Below are 16,544 nucleotides of genomic sequence, written 5' to 3'. Positions count from 1 at the left end.
CCATTGAAGGAGAGAGAGTTGTCCATTCCGTTGACCGTCAAACCGCTGGGCCCGCGCATTGGCGCCGAGGCTCTGCAACTGGATCTTGCCGGAGCCTTGTCTGCAAAGACGCTGACCGAGCTGGAGACAGCGCTGATTAAGCATGAAGCTCTGGTGCTGCATGTGCCGGATATGACGCCCGAGCAGCATTTGGCAATTGCCAGGCATTTTGGCCAGGCCGAGGTGCATACCTTCTACCCGAATCTGGGTGCGAGATACGAGCAGATTACGGTGATTGACTCCAAGCTCGGTGACCGTGCTGATATGTGGCACCACGACGAGAGTTTTCTGCCCAGTCCGCCCATCGTCACCATGACCCATGCGCAGATCTTGCCGCCTACTGGTGGCGACACCTGCTGGATCAGCATGACCAGTGCCTACGATGCCCTGTCGCCGCGCATGAAGCAGTACCTTGAAGGTCTGCAGGCATGGCATGACATGAATGCGCCCATGACAGCAGCGCTGCAGCATGGCGTTGTCACGCATGAGCGCTATGTGGAGGTGGTGTCTCAGAACCGCAGGCATCTGCACCCCATGGTGCGCGTTCATCCGCTCACCGGGCGCAAGGCGCTCTATATCAGTCCAACCTATGTCACGCATATCGAGGGACTGTCGCAGGCCGAAAGCCGGGCCATTCTTGCTTACCTGCATGGGCATTGCATGCAGGTGGAGTTTCTCTTCAAGCACCGCTGGAGCGTGGGTGACATGGTGATCTGGGACAACCGCAGTGTGGTGCATAACGCCATTCTGGATTACGCACCACACCAGCGCCGCATGCACCGTGCATCGGTGTTCGCACACCAGCCCGCTACCACCAACAAGCAAGAGAAAAAGGGGGCAGCATGCGCCACGACGGTCTGAATCAGGAGCTGCTTTCCCGGTATGCACCGCGCCCAGGTCGCAAGCCTTTGCTGCCCGAGCTGACGGAGCGCCAGCAGGTGGCGCTGCTATGCCGCGTGCTGTCGCGTGAGGGCTATAACGACCATATCGCGGGGCACATCACGCTGCGGCTGGATGATGGAACATATCTGGCCAACCCCTGGGAGCTGACTTGGAGCGAGCTGACTGCCTCCGATATCTTGCGGCTGGATGCAAAAGGTCATGTGATCGAGGGCGAGTGGAACATCACTCCTGCCATTCAGTTGCATGTGGATGTGCATGACAAGCGCCACGATGTGCGCGTGGTCATCCACAACCATCCTGAGTGGAGTTCGGTCTGGTCGGCCACTGGCAAGGTGCCGCCCGTGTATGACCAGACCTCGGCGCTGGTTGATACCGATCCTGTGGTCTATGACGAGTATCGCGGCACGGTAGAGCAGCGCGAACTGGGCAATGCCGTCGCCAATGCACTGGGGCAGAACAAATGGGCGCTGCTGGCCAACCATGGTGCGGTGGTTGTAGGCGGCAGTGTCCGTCAGGCACATCTGCGTGCCATCACGCTGGAATGGCGCTGCCGACTGGCATGGCGTGTGCAAGCGCTGGGCGGCGGCAATCCACTGTCGCAAGAGGTGGTTCAGGCCACGGGCGGACGCACGGACCTGCATGGCTTCCCCTTCCTGTGGGAAGCCATGTGCAGGGAGGAAATCCGCCGCGATCCGACTGTGCTTGAGTAAGTCCCATGCTTCACTTCCTGCTGCATCGCTGGCGGGAAGTGAAGAACTCTTTTGCTTTTCTGAGAGCTGCTTCCATGACCGACCCAGACCTGCGACCTCATCTGCTGCTGGTGACGCCCGTTCCGCTCACGCTGCGTGAGCGACTGAGCCAGAATTTTGTGCTGCACGACGATGCGTTGCTGGAACCCGCACAGCGCGTAGTCCTTGCCACCAAGTTGCGCGCCATGCTGTGCAACGCGCAGTCTGTGGTGAGCAGATTGCAGATGCAGCAATGGCCTGCGCTGGAGATGCTCTCTGTTATCGGTGTGGGCATGGACGGCATTGATCTGGAGGCTGCTGCGGCGCAAGGCATCGCAGTGCGCAACACGCCCGAGGTGTCCACCGAAGATATTGCGGACCACACTTTGGCCTTGCTGCTGACAGCCACGCGACAGATTGTGCAGGCGCATCAGTTTGTGCAGCAGGGGCGCTGGTTGCAGGGGCGTTATCCGCCCGGCATGCGCTTTTCAGGCCGGCGCATGGGCATTGTCGGTCTGGGGCGCATCGGCAGCGCCGTGGCCAGACGCGCGCAGGCCTTTGATATGTCGATCGCTTACACAGGCAGAACGCCCAAACCGGATATCAAACATCGCTGGTATGACAGCGTGCAGGAGCTGGCCGCAGCGGTGGACTTTCTGGTTGTCTGCGCCAGTGGAGGCTCGCAAACACAGGGGTTGATTGATGCCTCGGTGCTGCAGGCTCTTGGTCCGCAGGGTGTGCTTGTCAATATCGGCAGAGGTTCCATTGTGGATGAGGCTGCTTTGGTGCAGGCGCTGCAAAGCCGCACGATTGCCTATGCAGCGCTGGATGTCTTTGTCAACGAGCCTGAAGTGTCACCGGCTTTGATGGAGTTGCCCAATATCGTGCTCACTCCGCACATGGCCAGCGCTACCCTGCAAGGTCTACAAGCCATGCTGGAGCAGGCGCAGATGCATCTGCTTGAGCACTTCGGCATGACTGACGCAACAGGCTGAGAAAGATCAAGTTTCTGCCACGCTAACCAAGGTTTAAGTCAGGTGCTTGACCTTTACATGATGTCAATCTCTACAGTGGCTATCAACGTGAATGGAGAAAGCCATGAATGCATTGACGAAGAACGGCGCTTTCGAGCTGTCGGTGGAAGGAATGACCTGCGCATCCTGCGTGGGCCGGGTAGAACGCGCGCTGAAAAAGGTGCCGGGCGTGCAAGGTGCTGTGGTCAATCTGGCCACTGAAAAAGCCAGCCTGACCATCGAGGACCCGGCTCAGGCTTCGGTCATCCTGCCGCAGGTCGTAGCGGCTATCGAGAAAGCCGGTTATGCCGTGCCCGCGCAAAGCGTGGACTTACAAGTCGGCGGTATGACCTGCGCTTCCTGCGTGGGCCGGGTGGAGCGTGCGCTGAAGAAAGTGCCCGGCGTGCAAAGCGCCACCGTGAACCTGGCCACAGAGCGCGCCAGCGTGCAGTGGCAGGGCGATACCGATGTGAGCGCGTTGATTGCCGCCATTGAAAAAGCGGGCTACGAAGCACAGCCTGTGGTGCAAAGCGCCGGTGTGGCTGGCGAAGATGCCACGGCCCAGCGCCAGGCGGCAGAGCGTGAATCGCTCAAGCGATCCTTGATCTTTGCCACCGTGTTTGCGCTGCCCGTATTTCTGCTGGAGATGGGCGGTCACATGGTGCCCGCTTTTCACCACTGGATTGCGGGCACGATCGGCACGCAAAACAGCTGGTACATCCAGTTTGTGCTGACGGCTTTGGTGCTGGTCGGCCCGGGTCGCCGCTTCTTTGAAAAGGGTGTTCCCGCCTTGCTGCGTGGTGCTCCCGATATGAATTCGCTGGTGGCAGTCGGTACCTCGGCAGCATTTGCCTATTCGGTGGTGGCTACCTTCATGCCGACGTTGCTGCCCGCAGGCACGGTCAATGTGTACTTTGAGGCTGCAGCTGTCATCGTGGCGCTGATCTTGCTGGGCCGTTTTCTGGAGGCCAGGGCCAAAGGCAATACCTCGGAGGCCATTCGCCGTCTTGTGCAACTGCAGGCCAAGACCGCCCGCGTGCGTCGCGATGGCGTGGTGCAGGAAATCGACATTGCTCAGGTCCATGCCGGCGATGTGATTGAGGTGCGCCCCGGTGAGCGCATTCCGGTCGATGGCGAGGTTATCGAAGGCCAGAGCTTTGTCGATGAATCCATGATCAGCGGCGAGCCCGTTCCGGTCGAGAAAATGCTGGGCGCTGAAGTGGTGGGCGGTACTGTTAACCAGAACGGCGCTCTGGCCTTCAAGGCCACCAAGGTGGGTGCTGATACCCTGCTGGCGCAGATCATTCGCATGGTGGAGCAGGCCCAGGGCAGCAAGCTGCCGATTCAGGCGCTGGTCGACAAGATCACCATGTGGTTTGTGCCAGCCGTCATGGCTGCAGCGCTGATCACCTTTGGCGTCTGGCTGATCTGGGGGCCTGATCCCGCGCTGAGCTTTGCGCTGGTCAACGCCGTGGCCGTGCTCATCATTGCCTGCCCTTGTGCCATGGGTCTGGCCACACCGACTTCCATCATGGTGGGCACGGGTCGCGCTGCGCAAATGGGCGTGTTGCTGCGCAAGGGTGAAGCCTTGCAGCAGCTCAAGGACGCCAAGGTGGTGGCCGTGGACAAGACTGGCACGCTGACCAAGGGTCGCCCCGAACTGACCGATCTGGTGCTGGCCGCAGGCTTTGAGCGGGGCCAGGTGCTGGCGCAGGTGGCAGCCGTGGAAGACCGTAGCGAGCACCCGATTGCGCGAGCCATTGTGGATGCTGCAAAGGCCGAGGGCTTGCAGATTCCGGCCATCAGCGATTTTGAATCCGTCACTGGCTTTGGTGTGCGTGCCGAGGTCAATGGCGATGGCGATGGCCTCAAGTACAAGGTCGAAATTGGTGCCGATCGCTTCATGCGCAAGCTGGGTCTGAATGTGGATGACTTCGCGGCGGATTCGGGCCGGCTGGGCGATGAAGGCAAGACGCCTTTGTATGCCGCTATCAACGGCCAGCTGGCCGCCATGATTGCCGTGGCTGACCCGATCAAAGACACCACCAAACCCGCGATTGACGCCTTGCATGCACTGGGCCTGAAGGTGGTGATGATCACTGGCGACAACCGCCGCACCGGGGAGGCGATTGCGCGCCTGCTGGGTATTGATGAAGTGGTGGCCGAGGTTCTGCCCGGCGGCAAGGTGGATGCGGTGCAGCGCCTGAAGCAGGAGCACGGCACGCTGGCCTATGTGGGCGACGGCATCAACGATGCGCCCGCGCTGGCCGAGGCCGATGTGGGCATCGCCATTGGCACGGGCACCGATATTGCGATTGAGGCGGCTGATGTGGTGCTGATGTCGGGCGATCTCTCGGGCGTGCCCAATGCGATTGCGCTGTCCAAGGCCACGATGAAGAACATTGGCGAAAACCTGTTCTGGGCTTTTGCCTATAACGTGGCGCTGATTCCCGTCGCCGCTGGCCTGCTGTATCCGTTCAACGGCACGCTGCTGTCGCCCGTGTTTGCGGCCGGAGCCATGGCGCTGTCCAGCGTGTTTGTGCTGAGCAATGCGCTGCGCCTCAAACGTTTCAAACCAGCGCTGTAAACAGCTTCTGTCACTCCTGTTTTGGAAGCAGGTAGCGCTTTGGTAATAAGCGCTACAGGCCTGACAGACATAAAAAAGCGCCTGTGACAAGGCGCTTTTTCTTGAGGCTCAGGTGCTCAGGGTTTGAGCTTGGGTACATCCACAAAGTCGTCTAGGCTCAGGCCTTTTTCTGCCAGCAGGGCTTCGAGTACGGGCTTCAAACGACCCAGACTCGCCTCCACCGCTTCGCGAACGGTATCGACCACCACTTGCGTGCTGCGCTCGATCTCGATGTTCACCAGATCGCCCACCTTTTTGTCGCCAAACACCGTCATGCGCAGGGTCTCGGGAATCAGCCAGACCTCGAACCAGCCTTCTTTGCGGTTGACTTCAGCGACCGTGAGGCTGGCACCGTTGACGGCGATATAGCCCTTGGCAAATACATAGGGGCGGAAGGCTTCAGGAATGCCAAAGCGGATCTTGTGATTGGTGTCGGTCTTGACGATCTCCAGCAGCGGAGCGGTGAAGTCCACATGGCCGGACAGCGGGTGGCCGCCAATCTCGGCCCCATCCTTGGCGGCACGTTCCACATTGATGGCATCGCCCACCTGGTACTGGCCCAGCGTGGTGATGTTCAGGCTTTGCAGCATCACATCAAAGGTGGCGCTGGTGGGCGAGAGGTTTTCGGTCACCGTCAGGCACACGCCGTCGTGCGAGACGCTGGCACCAATGGCCAGATCCTCGCAAAAGCCTTCGGGGAATTCCATGGTGAAGGTGCGCAGACCATCCTGGTCGCGCAGCGCGGCAATGCTTGCCACGGCTTGGATGATGCCGGTGAACACGGGGCTGTCTCTCTTCTCAACAGGCGGGCGCAGGGCGCGGGCCTTGGTTCAAAACAGCTATTTTGCCTGCGTTGTGGCAGTGCTTCAGGCGAAGGCGGACTGGCCTTCCCAGAAGCCGCTGATTAAGCCTTCAGGCTTTTTCAGAGCGCGAACCCATGCGCAATCGGGCCAGGCATCCATCTGCACATTCATGCCGGCAAACACGCCATAGCCAGGGCCGGCGGCAATCACGCCATCGGCTTGCAGGGTCTCGCCCGTGCGAATGCTGCAGGCTGCGCGGATATCGCCCAGTGACTTGATGCCCCAGCCGGCCTGAATATGGTTGCCGCACTCGATGTGGTCATGGCTGGCAATGCCGTTGCCCACCTCCAGCAGGCCTTGCACGGTGATCGCGCCTGTGGCACGCAGGCCCTTGCCGCAGCGCAGCATGCCTTGTACGTTGATCTCGCGGTCAGTCTGGACGCCGCCCTTGATGTCTACATTGCCGCTGCACACTAGCTCCCATCCCGCACGCAGTTCTGCGGCGCGGATATGGGCGGGCGCATCGCCTTGCACATTGCCTTGCACTTCCACGCTCCACGCGGCCTTGATGCTGCCGCCTGCCTGCAGCAGCTCATTGCAGAAGATGGCACCACCGCTTTGAATGTCTTCACCCACTTCCAGCTTGCCCGCGCGTATGCCGCCGCCCACCTGCAGGCCACGGCCCACCAGCAACTGCCCCGGCACGCGCACATCGCCGTGCACAATCAGCGTGCCGGCATAGACGAAGTTGTCCGCCTCAAGGTGATCCACTTCCAGCACGCTGTGGGTCGCGCCAAAGTTCTCCAGCAGCCAGCGGGCGTCATCCACACGGCCTGCGGCCACCTGCGTATCCATGGCGGCCTGGTAATCGCCGCCGCTCAGGTTGTTGCGCACAAACCAGCGGTAGCCCATGGCGCAAGGGTTTTTGCCGCGCAAAAAATTCTGTGTGAGTTCCATATCCATGGCTGACCTCCGAGTCGTCCGTTGAGCAAGGTGCGGCGCGTGGCAGGACGTGACCGTCGTGGTCTTGGACGTACCTTCCCCATGCACCTGGGGTGTGCTTGTTCTGGAAGGCCGTGCGGAGGATGTGAGAGCGTTGCTCTATGCCATCCGCACGGCGGCGGAAAGCATGGCCGTGACACCGCTGAGGCTCACGAATGCGGTCGGAATGCCATGGCGGCAGGTGTGCAGCTTTCGCAGCGCGCAGGCACGCGCAGGCAGCTCTGCAATCAAGGCAGAGCGGCGCAAACGGGCAGCGGTGGAAAGGTGCATGCAGGCCATAGGGGATGGAATTTTCAGCCCGAATTATGCCGCGTGACCTGCTGCTATGCAGCTGCCAGCGCCAGAGCCCCTGTCGCCGGAGCCGGTGTGAAGGCTGGTCTTATTGTCGGCTTTGCTGCACGGCAGCGCGCAGACGCTCCACGGCCTGCTCGATCTGCGTCACCTCGGGCGCGGCGAACGACATGCGCAGCGTGTGCAGATCGGGGTCTATCGGATAGAAGGCTTTGCCGGGCACATAGATCACGCCCCGAGCCACGGCGGCGTCAAACAGCTTTTGCGGATCGATGCTGCGGTCCAGCTCGGCCCAGACAAACATGCCGCCGGCGGGGCGCGAGCAGCGTATGCCGCTGTCCGGCCCTGTGCTCAAGCCCTGCACCAGTGCCTGCATGCGGCGCTGGTATTCCAAACGGGCGCGCTGCACCGTAGCCGGGTAGCGGCCGCTGTGCAGATAGCAGGCCGCCACCATTTGCGTCAGCGGCGAGGTGCACAGATCGGCCGTCTGCTTGGCCACGGTGCAGCGGCGCAGCAGGGGCGCATCGGCCAGCATCCAGCCCACGCGCAGTGCAGGTGCGACGGTCTTGGACAGGCTGGACAGATAGATGACCGGATTGCTGCCGGCGGCAGCCAGCTGCTGGCCTGCACAGCGTACGGTGCCGGGCATGGCTTTAGGCGAGTCAGAGGCATCGTCAAAGCGCAGCTCGCCATAGGGGTCGTCTTCCACTACCCAGAAGCCGTATTGCAAGGCCAGTTGGACCAGGGCTTGGCGGCGCTCGGCCGCCAGCAGCGTGCCGCGCGGGTTGGAGAAGTTGGGCACGGTGTACAGCAGCTTGGGGCGCTGGGCGGCTGGCAATGCCGACAGCAGCTCGGCCAGGGCACCGGTCTGCAGGCCTTGCTCATCCATGGGGATGGGCAGGATGCGGGCCTGGGCCAGACGCAGCGCCTGCAGCGTGGCGGGATAGGCAGGAACCTCGACCAGCACCGTGTCGCCGGGCTCGATCAGCACGCGCACCAGCAGGTCGAAAGCCTGCTGCGAGCCCGTCGTTACGAGAACGTCGGCAGCCGCGGCCTGCATGCCGCGTTCCCTGGCTTGCTGCGCCAAAGCCTCGCGCAACTCCAGCAGGCCTTCGGTCGCACCGTATTGCAGCGTGGCCGGGCCCTGGATCATGGCCTGCTGGGCTGCCTGGGCCAGGCCTTCGGCGTCAAACAGACTGGGCGAGGGGTAGCCGCCGGCCAGCGAGATCATGCCGGGGCGAGACAGATAGGGAAACAGTTCGCGGATGGGCGAACCGGCCGGTTCGGCAAACGGAGCGGCGAAAGCAGCCAGCGGTGCGTTCTGGTTCATGCCAGAGCTCCGGCCAGGCTTTCGCGCAGCTGCGCGACGGACTGTAGCTGGGTACGTTCGTACAAGGCAATCTCGTCATGGACGCAGCCGCCGAGCGCGCTTTCGAACACCTGCTGCGCCGCATGGGCCTGGTATTGCTTTTGTTCTTCGCCGCCCAGGTTGGACTGGAAGATGCCGGCTGCGCTCACGGGTAGAAAGTCTTCGTAGGTGATGGGTTCGGCCTGCACCAGACCCTGAGCGATCAGCGCGTCCAGCTCCTCATCGGCAGCCGTCTGGCCGGCCTGAACCTGGCCTTGTTCGGTCAGGCTGTAGCGGTAAAAGGCCAGGCCTTGCTGGCGCAGCGCTTCATGGGTATCGGGAAACTGGGTGAAGACCAGTTGCAGGCGGTTGCCGTAGTCGGCCGAGGCGCTGCCGGCGTTGTTCATGCTGCGCACCTGGGCCAGCAGTTCGTCGTACAGAGCACGTCCCTGGCGCGTCAGCGCCACGCCGCGCTGCTCGATCTCGCCAAAGCGGGCGGTATGGGCACCGGCACGGGCTGCACCGACAGCGTCGTCAGTAAAGCGAATGGCTTCCTTGAGCGCCTTGAAGCTGGTCTGACGCAGCAGAATCGGGCAGGCGCGCTGGGGCGGGCCTTCCACCACATCCTTGGCATCCATGCCGCGCTCCGGCATACCGGCTTGGGCGGTATCAATATCGAGGGTACGCGGTGTCAGGTGGTTGATATGCGGGCCTTTGAAGCAGACCACATCGGCCACCAGACGGTGCGATTTCTGCAACGCCTCGTAGGTGGCTGCATCGACGGTGGCGTCGCTGTGCCAGCGGAAAGTCTCCAGCGCTTCCTGCACAAAGGCATCGGCATCCTGGCTGTCCAGCCCGCCCTCGCGCTCGGCCTGCGCAATCAGCTCCAGTGCGCGGAGTGTGAAAATCTGGCGGCGCTCCAGAATCTCGGCGGCCCTGGCACGCAACGCTGCATCGGCGATCAGTTCCAGGCGCAGCAGCGAAGTGAAGACCCGGAAGGGATTGGCCCGCAGGGCGTCGTCATCGACAGGGCGGAAGGCCGTGGAATGCACGGGAACGCCAGCCACCGAGAGATCGTAATAGCCCACGGGTTCCATGCCCATCACGGCAAACAGGCGACGCAGCGTGGCCAGCTCTTGCGCTGTACCCACACGGATGGCGCCGTGGCGCTCCACGTCCAGGCGTTCCAGCTCGCCGCTCTTGGCCATGCGCTGGCGCAGCTCCGGGTCGGCATGCAGGGTCAGGGCGTTGACGTCGGCCACCAGCTCGATCAGCGTGCCGTATTGGGGAACTTCCTTGCGGTACATCTCGGACATGGCGCGCGAGAAACGCGTGCGAATGTCGTTGCTGGAAACAAAGCGGCTGGAGTGGGTATGCGTGGCGCTCATGACAGAACTGAAGGACAGGGGGTCGTGGGGTGGCTGAACCTAGGGTTTGGCCGAAGAGATAAGCCGGATGTTGGGCGGCCGCATGACTTTGGTCAAACGATAATCCTGCCTGCAGGTCATACCCAAACGGAATGATCGTGCCCTGCCCCTTTTCTCCCAGGCTTTCACCATGCAGCTGTCCCGTCGCTTTTTGCCTCCCATGTCCCTGTTGTGCGCTTTCGAGGCTTCGGCGCGGTTGCAGAGTTTTACGGCGGCTGCCGCCGAGCTGCATCTGACGCAAAGCGCCGTCAGCCGCCAGATTCGTGCGCTGGAGGAGCGTCTGGGCACGGCGCTTTTCGTGCGCGAACGCCAGACCGTGCGGCTCAGTGCCGCAGGCCAGGCGTATGCGCAGGAGATTCGCGCGGCGCTGGTCCGCATCTCCAATGCCACGCTGGGCTTTCGCACCAATCCGCAGGGCGGCAGCCTGAATCTGGCCATCCTGCCCACGTTTGGCACGCGCTGGCTGGCGCCACGGCTGCCGCAGTTCTTCAGCGCGCATCCGGGCATCACCATCAATCTGACCACGCGGCTGTCGCAGTTCGACTTTCAGCTTGAAGCCGTGGACGCGGCCATCCATTTCGGCCTGCCCAACTGGCCGGGGGCCGAGCTGGAATTTTTGATGAGCGAGACGGTGGTGCCCGCCTGCAGCCCGGAAGTGGCTGAGCGGCACCGGTTTGCCCAGCCTCAGGATCTGCTGCGCGCACCGCTGCTGCACCTGGCCTCGCGTCCCGATGCCTGGCGGCGCTGGTTCGGTAGTCAGGCCTGCCAGGTCGGCGATATGCAGGGCATGCTGTTCGATCAGTTCGCCACGGCCGCCCAGGCGGCAATTGCCGGAGTGGGCGTGGCCTTGCTGCCCAAGTTTCTGATCCTGCGCGAGCTGCAGAGCGGCGATCTGGTCCAGGCTCTGCCGCAGCTGCCCGAGGTGGAAAGCGCAGAGCGCTACTATCTGGCCTGGCCGACCAGCCGCGCCACCTATCCGCCGCTGCTGGCTTTTCAGTCCTGGCTCAAACAGACGGCGCAGGAGCCTGAACCGGCCCTCGTACCGGTCTGAAGCGGTTGAAAAAACTAGGAGCTGCTGGCGCAAAACCTATAAGGGTTGAGCGCTTTTTTCGTTGAATCGATGCTGGCAACGCTGGCGCACCGGAGCGTCAGATCCGGATGCCGGCCTTTTTGATGATGGCCGCGTTGTTCTCACTTTCCTTGCGCAGCAAGTCCGTGAAGGTGGCAGTGCTCTGGCGCAAGGCGATGTTGTCCGTGGCGTTGAGCAGCTCCTGAATTTCCTTGGTTTGCACCTGCTGCTGCACCAGGGCATTGAGCTTTTCCACGATGCCTGCAGGTGTGCCTGCCGGGGCCATGAAACCGAACAGTGAGGTGAGATTGGCCTCTGGCAATCCCAGCTCTGCCAGCGTCGCCACTTTGGGTTGGTTGGGCGCGCGTTGCGGGCCCGTGGTGGCCAGAACGCGCAGCTTGCCTTGTTCGATCAGGCTGTTGACGGTTGAGAACGGGTTGCCCAGCATGATTTCAAAATGCGCGCCTACCGCATCGGTGACGGTCTGCCCCACGCCCTTGTAGGGCACATGGACGAGTTGCACGCCGGTCCTGGCTTGAATCTGCTCCACCATGATGTGACCGACCGAGCCGACTCCCGAAGTGGCAATGCGCACACTGCCCGGGTTGGCCTTGGATTGAGCAATCAGGTCTTGCCAGCTGCCGCCTTGGAATGCGGTGGTGGCCATCACATAGACGGGCGAGTACATCATGGGGACCACTGCCGTGATGTCCTTGAACGGGTCGTAAGACAGCTTCATCAGATGCGGCGACAGCGTCAGCGGGCTGATGGCACTGAGCGCCAGCGTGTAGCCATCGGGCAGGGCCTTGGCGACTTCCGCCATGCCAAGCGTGCCGCCGGCACCGCCCTTGTTTTCGACAACAAAGTTATGCCCCAGGATTTGCCCTATCTTGTCCACGAGCTTGCGGCCGACGCTGTCCGTCACACCGCCTGCTGCGTAAGGGATCACGACCCGCACGGGCTTCTGAGGCCAGGCGCTTTGTGCCTGGGCGGCAGGCAGGCCCAGCGCCAGGGCGCTTCCGAGCATGAAATGGCGACGTTGCATCATGGTGCAGTTCCTTTCTGTGCTTGCAGTGTTGCTGAGCTGGCACCTGTGTCCATGCGCTGCATGCGACGGCCTTCCAGGCGCTCGACACAGGCGTTGCAATTTCCATGCCCTTGTGCCCAGGCAGGCTGGATGGCCTGGCACCTGAGCGCCAGGGTCGTCATCGGCAAGGCGCTTAGGAGGCGTAGGCCTCCAGGGGCTTGTCGTTGGGCTTTTGCAGCAGTTGCTTGAGCGCATCGCTCATGGGCAGGTTCAGCGGCGTTTCCTTGGGCGGAATGGGTTGCATAAACCATTTGTCGTAGATCTTGGCCACTTCGCCGGACTTCATCATGCGCACCAGGGCGTCATCGACGGCTTTCTTGAAGCTGGGGTCGTCCTTGCGCATCAGCAGGGCGATGGGCTCGGACCCCAGCACCTCGCCCACGATCTTGTAGCCCTTGGGGTCCTTGGAGTTGGCCAGCACGCCGGCCAGCAGGTTGTCGTCCAGCACAAAGGCGTCGGCCCGGCCGGATTCCAGCATCAGAAAACTCTCGAAGTGGTCCTTGCCCAGCTGGGTGGGCAGCTTGACATTGTTTTCGTGGCTGTATTTGCGCAGCAGCTGCACGGCGGTGGTACCGGTCGATGCCGCCACGGTCTTGCCGTCCAGATGTTTGAACGAGGTGACGGGTGAGTCAGCGCGCACGGCCATGCGCACCTGGCTGACATAGGTGGTGACCGCAAAAGACACCAGCTTCTGGCGGTTCAGGTTGTTGGTCGTGGGGCCGCAGCCCAGATCTACCGTGCCGTTCTGAACCAGGGGCATGGTGTTCTGCGCCGTGATGGCCATGTACTCGATCTTGGCGCTGGGTGCGATCTGTGCCAGCACCTTCTCGCAGAGCTCCACGTGATAGCCGGCGAAGCGGTGGTTGGCACCAATGGCGTAGGCCATGGGAGCCGAGCTTTCGCGCACGCCGATGACGACCTTGCCGGTCTTCTGAACCTTGTCCAGTGTGCTGCCAGGTTCGTTCTGGGCCTGGGCACCGAAAGCTGCCAGAAAGGCGGTACATGCCAGTGTGAGGTTCGCGGTCATCAAGCGCATGGGGGAAGTCTCCTTGGAAGTGGGTGGCTGCAAAAGCGCAAGGCGGTGGTTATTCGGTCTTTCACGGTGCCGCGCCTTGTCTGCAGCCCATGAAACAGGCATGAGCCTGCAGGGGAGCCAGCGGGCTGGAGCGTTCCCGGTCAAGGCTCGGTTCATCCGTCAAGTGCCTGCATCAACTATCCGGCAATTGCTGCGGCCGTCATAACGATGAAACGGAAGAAGGTCATGCTGCCCGCGTATGACCTTCCGCCAGCAAGACCGTAACGAGACGGTCGCCCGTGCTTTTGGTTAACATTTGCGCCTATTGCACAGGCTCGCGCGCATATGGTATGGCGTGTCCTGCCTCGTGCCATCGGGCCGAGCAGCGTATGAACTGCCGGGCCCTGACTCCGTTTTCGGTTCGCGCAGCGCAGGCCCGCAAGGGCGGCACAGGATGATCCTGGCATGCGTGAGCCTGTTTTGAGACAGATTCCATGACTGCCCTTACACCCCCTTCATTCCTTAGCCGAATCGCCATCGCGATCGGCAGCTTTTTCGCCATCCTCGGCAATGGCCGTCTGGCCGCCGATGTGACCCGTGTGCGCGCTGGTGAAGCTTTTGCCGCTGACGTTGCCCCCAAGGAAGTGCGCGTCGAAGTCCCGGTCGAAAAAATTGTTGAAGTCCGCGTGGAAGTGCCGGTCGAGAAAATCGTCGAAAAAACGGTAGAGAAACGCGTTGAAGTCCCCGTCGAGAAGCTAGTCGAAAAAACCATCGAAGTTGAAAAACTGGTGGCCACCGACACTGCCGCCCTGCAACTGCTGGGCCTGATGCAGCGCGAAGCACGCTTTGTGGACTTTATTCAAGAAGACGTGGCTCCTTACAGCGACGCTGAAATTGGTGCCGCCGCCCGCGTGGTGCACGAAGGCTGCCGCAAGGTGCTGCGCGAGCATTTCGCTATTGCCCCCGTGCGTGCAGAAGCCGAAGGCAGCCGCATCACCCTGCAAGCCGGTTTTGATGCCGCTGCCGTGCGCCTGACTGGGAATGTGGTCGGCCAAGCCCCGTTTACCGGCACGCTGAGCCACCGCGGCTGGCAGGTCACCGACGTGAAGCTGCCCCAGCTGACCGACATTCAGGCCGCCAAAGTTATCGCCCAAGCCGAAGTGGAGCTGTAAACCATGAATATGTTTGCTTCCATCGCCGCATCCGGCGCGGCTCAAAATGCTGTATCTACTCCTGATTCTGTAGCTTCTAACGCTCAACCTGTAAGCGCTACAGACCAAAATAGCACTCAAAATTCTGGTGCGCAGTTCAGCATCGGTATTGACCTGGGCACCACGCATTGCGCGCTGTCCTATGTGGACAAAACCGCCAGCGACGGCGACAAGGTGGTGCAAGGCGTGCTGGATATTCCCCAGCTCACCGCGCCCGCCAGCGTGCAAGCCTTGCCGCTGCTGCCGTCCTTTCTCTATCTGGCGCATGAGAGCGAACTGAGCGAGGCTGAGCGCACCCTGCCCGGCGCTGCATCCAGCGACTTCATCACCGGCGAATTCGCCCGCAGCCGTGGCGCGGCCACGCCCATCCGTCTGGTCAGCAGCGCCAAAAGCTGGCTCTGCCATCCCGGCGTGGATCGCCGCAGCCCGCTGCTGCCTGCCGATGCACCCGAGGAAGTCAGCCGTATCTCGCCGCTGACCGCATCGATTCGCTATCTGGAGCACCTGCGCTGGGCCTGGGAGCAAGCCCACCCCGAGGCACCTTTTGCCCAGCAAGACATTACCGTCACCATCCCCGCATCGTTTGACCCCGCCGCGCGCGAGCTGACTGCCGAGGCCTGCAAGGCAGCCGGCTTTGCTAATCTGACTTTGCTGGAAGAGCCGCAAGCCGCGCTCTACAGCTGGATTCAGGCCAGCGGCGGCCAATGGCGCAAGCAAGTGCAGCACGGCGACATCATTCTGGTGGTAGACGTGGGCGGCGGCACCACCGACCTTTCGCTGATCGCCGTGCGTGAGCGCGAAGGCAATCTGGAGCTGCAACGCATTGCCGTGGGCGAGCACATCTTGCTCGGCGGTGACAACATGGATCTGGCGTTGGCCTACGGCGTGGCCCGCAAGCTGGCGCAAGAGGGCAAGCAGCTCGATGCCTGGCAAACCCGGGCTCTGGCCCACGGTTGCCGCGCCGCCAAGGAGCAGTTGCTGGCCGACGCAAACCTGCAATCCGTGCCCGTGGTCGTCCCCAGCCGGGGCAGCAAGCTCATCGGCGGCAGCATCCGCACCGAAGTCACGCGTGACGAAGTGCTGGCCATGCTGGTCGAAGGCTTCTTCCCCAAGGTCGCGGTCAGCGCCAAGCCCCAGACCCGTGCCCGCGCAGCGCTTACGCAGCTGGGCCTGCCCTATGCACAAGATGCCGCAGTCACGCGCCATCTGGCCGCCTTCCTGAGCCGTCAGGTCAACGCACTGGCCGACATTGATGGCCTGAACGCAGAGCAGACGGAAGGCTCCACCTTCCTGCACCCCACGGCAATCCTGTTCAACGGCGGCGTGCTCAAGGCACCGCAAATCGAGCAGCGCATTCTGGAAGTGATCAACGGCTGGCTGGACGAAGAGGCTTGCGAGCCCGCCCGCCTGCTGGATGGTGCCAACCTGGATCTGGCCGTAGCCCGTGGCGCGGCCTATTACGGCCACATCGCCACCAGCGGCCGCGGTGTGCGCATCCGTGGCGGTACGGCGCAGTCGTATTACGTGGGTGTGGAGTCGAACATGCCCGCCATCCCCGGCATGGAGCCGCCCATGTCCGCCCTGTGCCTGGCACCGTTTGGCATGGAAGAGGGCACCGAAGTCGCTCTGAGCGATCTGGAGCTGGGTCTGGTTGTCGGCGAGCCCGTGCGCCTGCGCTTCTTTGGTTCTTCCGTGCGCCGCGCCGATCAGGTCGGCACCATGCTGGACTTCTGGGGCCCCGAAGAGCTGGTCGAGCTGCAAGAAATTGAGCTGAACCTGCCTGCGTCTGGCCGTGCAGCGGGTGAAGTGGTTCCTGTCACGCTGGAAGCGCGCGTCACCGATATCGGCACGCTGGAACTCAATGCCGTGCCCGTGGGTGGCACAGACCGCTGGAAGGTGGAGTTTGATGTGCGCGCCGAGACTTCGGCTGAAGCTGCTGAGTAAAGCTGTTTAACCGCTTAAAGGCGAAAGCCCGCTGACCA

14 protein-coding genes are annotated in these 16,544 nt (G+C 62.2%); 7 read left to right on the top strand and 7 right to left on the bottom strand.

What is annotated here, in order from left to right:
• Window positions 1–18 precede the first annotated feature (18 nt).
• From CLU84_RS17740 to CLU84_RS17725, 4 genes are all read left to right on the top strand, one after another.
• Window positions 19–900 carry a TauD/TfdA family dioxygenase gene (locus CLU84_RS17740; RefSeq protein ID WP_099738885.1) on the top strand — a complete coding sequence of 294 codons (882 nt, stop codon included), beginning with the start codon at window positions 19–21 and terminating at the stop codon, window positions 898–900.
• Entirely contained in the window at window positions 882–1,652 is a 771-nt protein-coding gene (locus CLU84_RS17735; RefSeq protein ID WP_099738883.1) for a class II aldolase/adducin family protein, read from the top strand. Before CLU84_RS17740 ends, CLU84_RS17735 begins: the two co-directional genes overlap by 19 nt.
• Window positions 1,653–1,726: 74 nt before the next feature.
• Window positions 1,727–2,665 carry a 2-hydroxyacid dehydrogenase gene (locus CLU84_RS17730; RefSeq protein WP_099739122.1) on the top strand — a complete coding sequence of 313 codons (939 nt, stop codon included), beginning with the start codon at window positions 1,727–1,729 and terminating at the stop codon, window positions 2,663–2,665.
• A 103-nt stretch (window positions 2,666–2,768) separates the two neighbouring features.
• Window positions 2,769–5,270 (top strand): heavy metal translocating P-type ATPase, encoded by a 2,502-nt coding sequence (locus CLU84_RS17725; protein ID WP_099739120.1) that lies wholly within the window; start codon window positions 2,769–2,771, stop codon window positions 5,268–5,270.
• A 116-nt stretch (window positions 5,271–5,386) separates the two neighbouring features.
• Here CLU84_RS17725 and CLU84_RS17720 read toward each other — a convergent pair whose 3' ends face one another.
• The 5 genes from CLU84_RS17720 to CLU84_RS17700 all read right to left on the bottom strand — a co-directional run bounded on the left by CLU84_RS17720 (window position 5,387) and on the right by CLU84_RS17700 (window position 10,141).
• A complete protein-coding gene (locus tag CLU84_RS17720) occupies window positions 5,387–6,091 on the bottom strand; it encodes a riboflavin synthase subunit alpha (protein WP_099738881.1) in 705 nt (234 codons plus the stop codon).
• A gap of 84 nt (window positions 6,092–6,175) precedes the next feature.
• Complete coding sequence (locus tag CLU84_RS17715) at window positions 6,176–7,075, bottom strand: hypothetical protein (RefSeq protein ID WP_099738879.1); 900 nt, start codon at window positions 7,073–7,075, stop codon at window positions 6,176–6,178.
• Between the two features lie 138 nt (window positions 7,076–7,213).
• On the bottom strand, window positions 7,214–7,384 hold the full coding sequence (locus tag CLU84_RS17710; protein WP_233210257.1) for a hypothetical protein: 171 nt from the start codon (window positions 7,382–7,384) through the stop codon (window positions 7,214–7,216).
• Between the two features lie 109 nt (window positions 7,385–7,493).
• The gene (locus CLU84_RS17705; RefSeq protein ID WP_099738875.1) at window positions 7,494–8,735 is read right to left on the bottom strand and encodes a PLP-dependent aminotransferase family protein; all 1,242 of its coding nucleotides are present in this window, start codon (window positions 8,733–8,735) and stop codon (window positions 7,494–7,496) included.
• Complete coding sequence (locus CLU84_RS17700; RefSeq protein WP_099738874.1) at window positions 8,732–10,141, bottom strand: VOC family protein; 1,410 nt, start codon at window positions 10,139–10,141, stop codon at window positions 8,732–8,734. Before CLU84_RS17700 ends, CLU84_RS17705 begins: the two co-directional genes overlap by 4 nt.
• Before the next feature lie 169 nt (window positions 10,142–10,310).
• Between CLU84_RS17700 and CLU84_RS17695 the strand changes: the two genes are divergently transcribed.
• The gene (locus CLU84_RS17695) at window positions 10,311–11,231 is read left to right on the top strand and encodes a LysR family transcriptional regulator (RefSeq protein ID WP_099738873.1); all 921 of its coding nucleotides are present in this window, start codon (window positions 10,311–10,313) and stop codon (window positions 11,229–11,231) included.
• Window positions 11,232–11,328: 97 nt separating this feature from the next.
• On the opposite strand, the gene CLU84_RS17690 is transcribed toward CLU84_RS17695, so the two are convergent.
• The gene (locus CLU84_RS17690; protein ID WP_099738871.1) at window positions 11,329–12,297 is read right to left on the bottom strand and encodes a tripartite tricarboxylate transporter substrate binding protein; all 969 of its coding nucleotides are present in this window, start codon (window positions 12,295–12,297) and stop codon (window positions 11,329–11,331) included.
• 172 nt (window positions 12,298–12,469) lie between these two features.
• Window positions 12,470–13,372, bottom strand: a complete 903-nt coding sequence (locus CLU84_RS17685; RefSeq protein WP_099738869.1) for a transporter substrate-binding domain-containing protein — start codon at window positions 13,370–13,372, stop codon at window positions 12,470–12,472.
• A gap of 473 nt (window positions 13,373–13,845) precedes the next feature.
• On the opposite strand from CLU84_RS17685, the gene CLU84_RS17680 reads away from it, so the two are divergent.
• Window positions 13,846–14,523 carry a DUF2760 domain-containing protein gene (locus CLU84_RS17680; protein WP_099738867.1) on the top strand — a complete coding sequence of 226 codons (678 nt, stop codon included), beginning with the start codon at window positions 13,846–13,848 and terminating at the stop codon, window positions 14,521–14,523.
• A 3-nt stretch (window positions 14,524–14,526) separates the two neighbouring features.
• Window positions 14,527–16,506 carry an Hsp70 family protein gene (locus CLU84_RS17675; RefSeq protein ID WP_099738865.1) on the top strand — a complete coding sequence of 660 codons (1,980 nt, stop codon included), beginning with the start codon at window positions 14,527–14,529 and terminating at the stop codon, window positions 16,504–16,506.
• Window positions 16,507–16,544: the final 38 nt, after the last annotated feature.

The sequence above is a fragment of the Comamonas sp. 26 genome (assembly GCF_002754475.1).
Classification (GTDB): domain Bacteria; phylum Pseudomonadota; class Gammaproteobacteria; order Burkholderiales; family Burkholderiaceae_C; genus Comamonas.
This window is presented reverse-complemented; position numbering and strand designations above follow the sequence as displayed.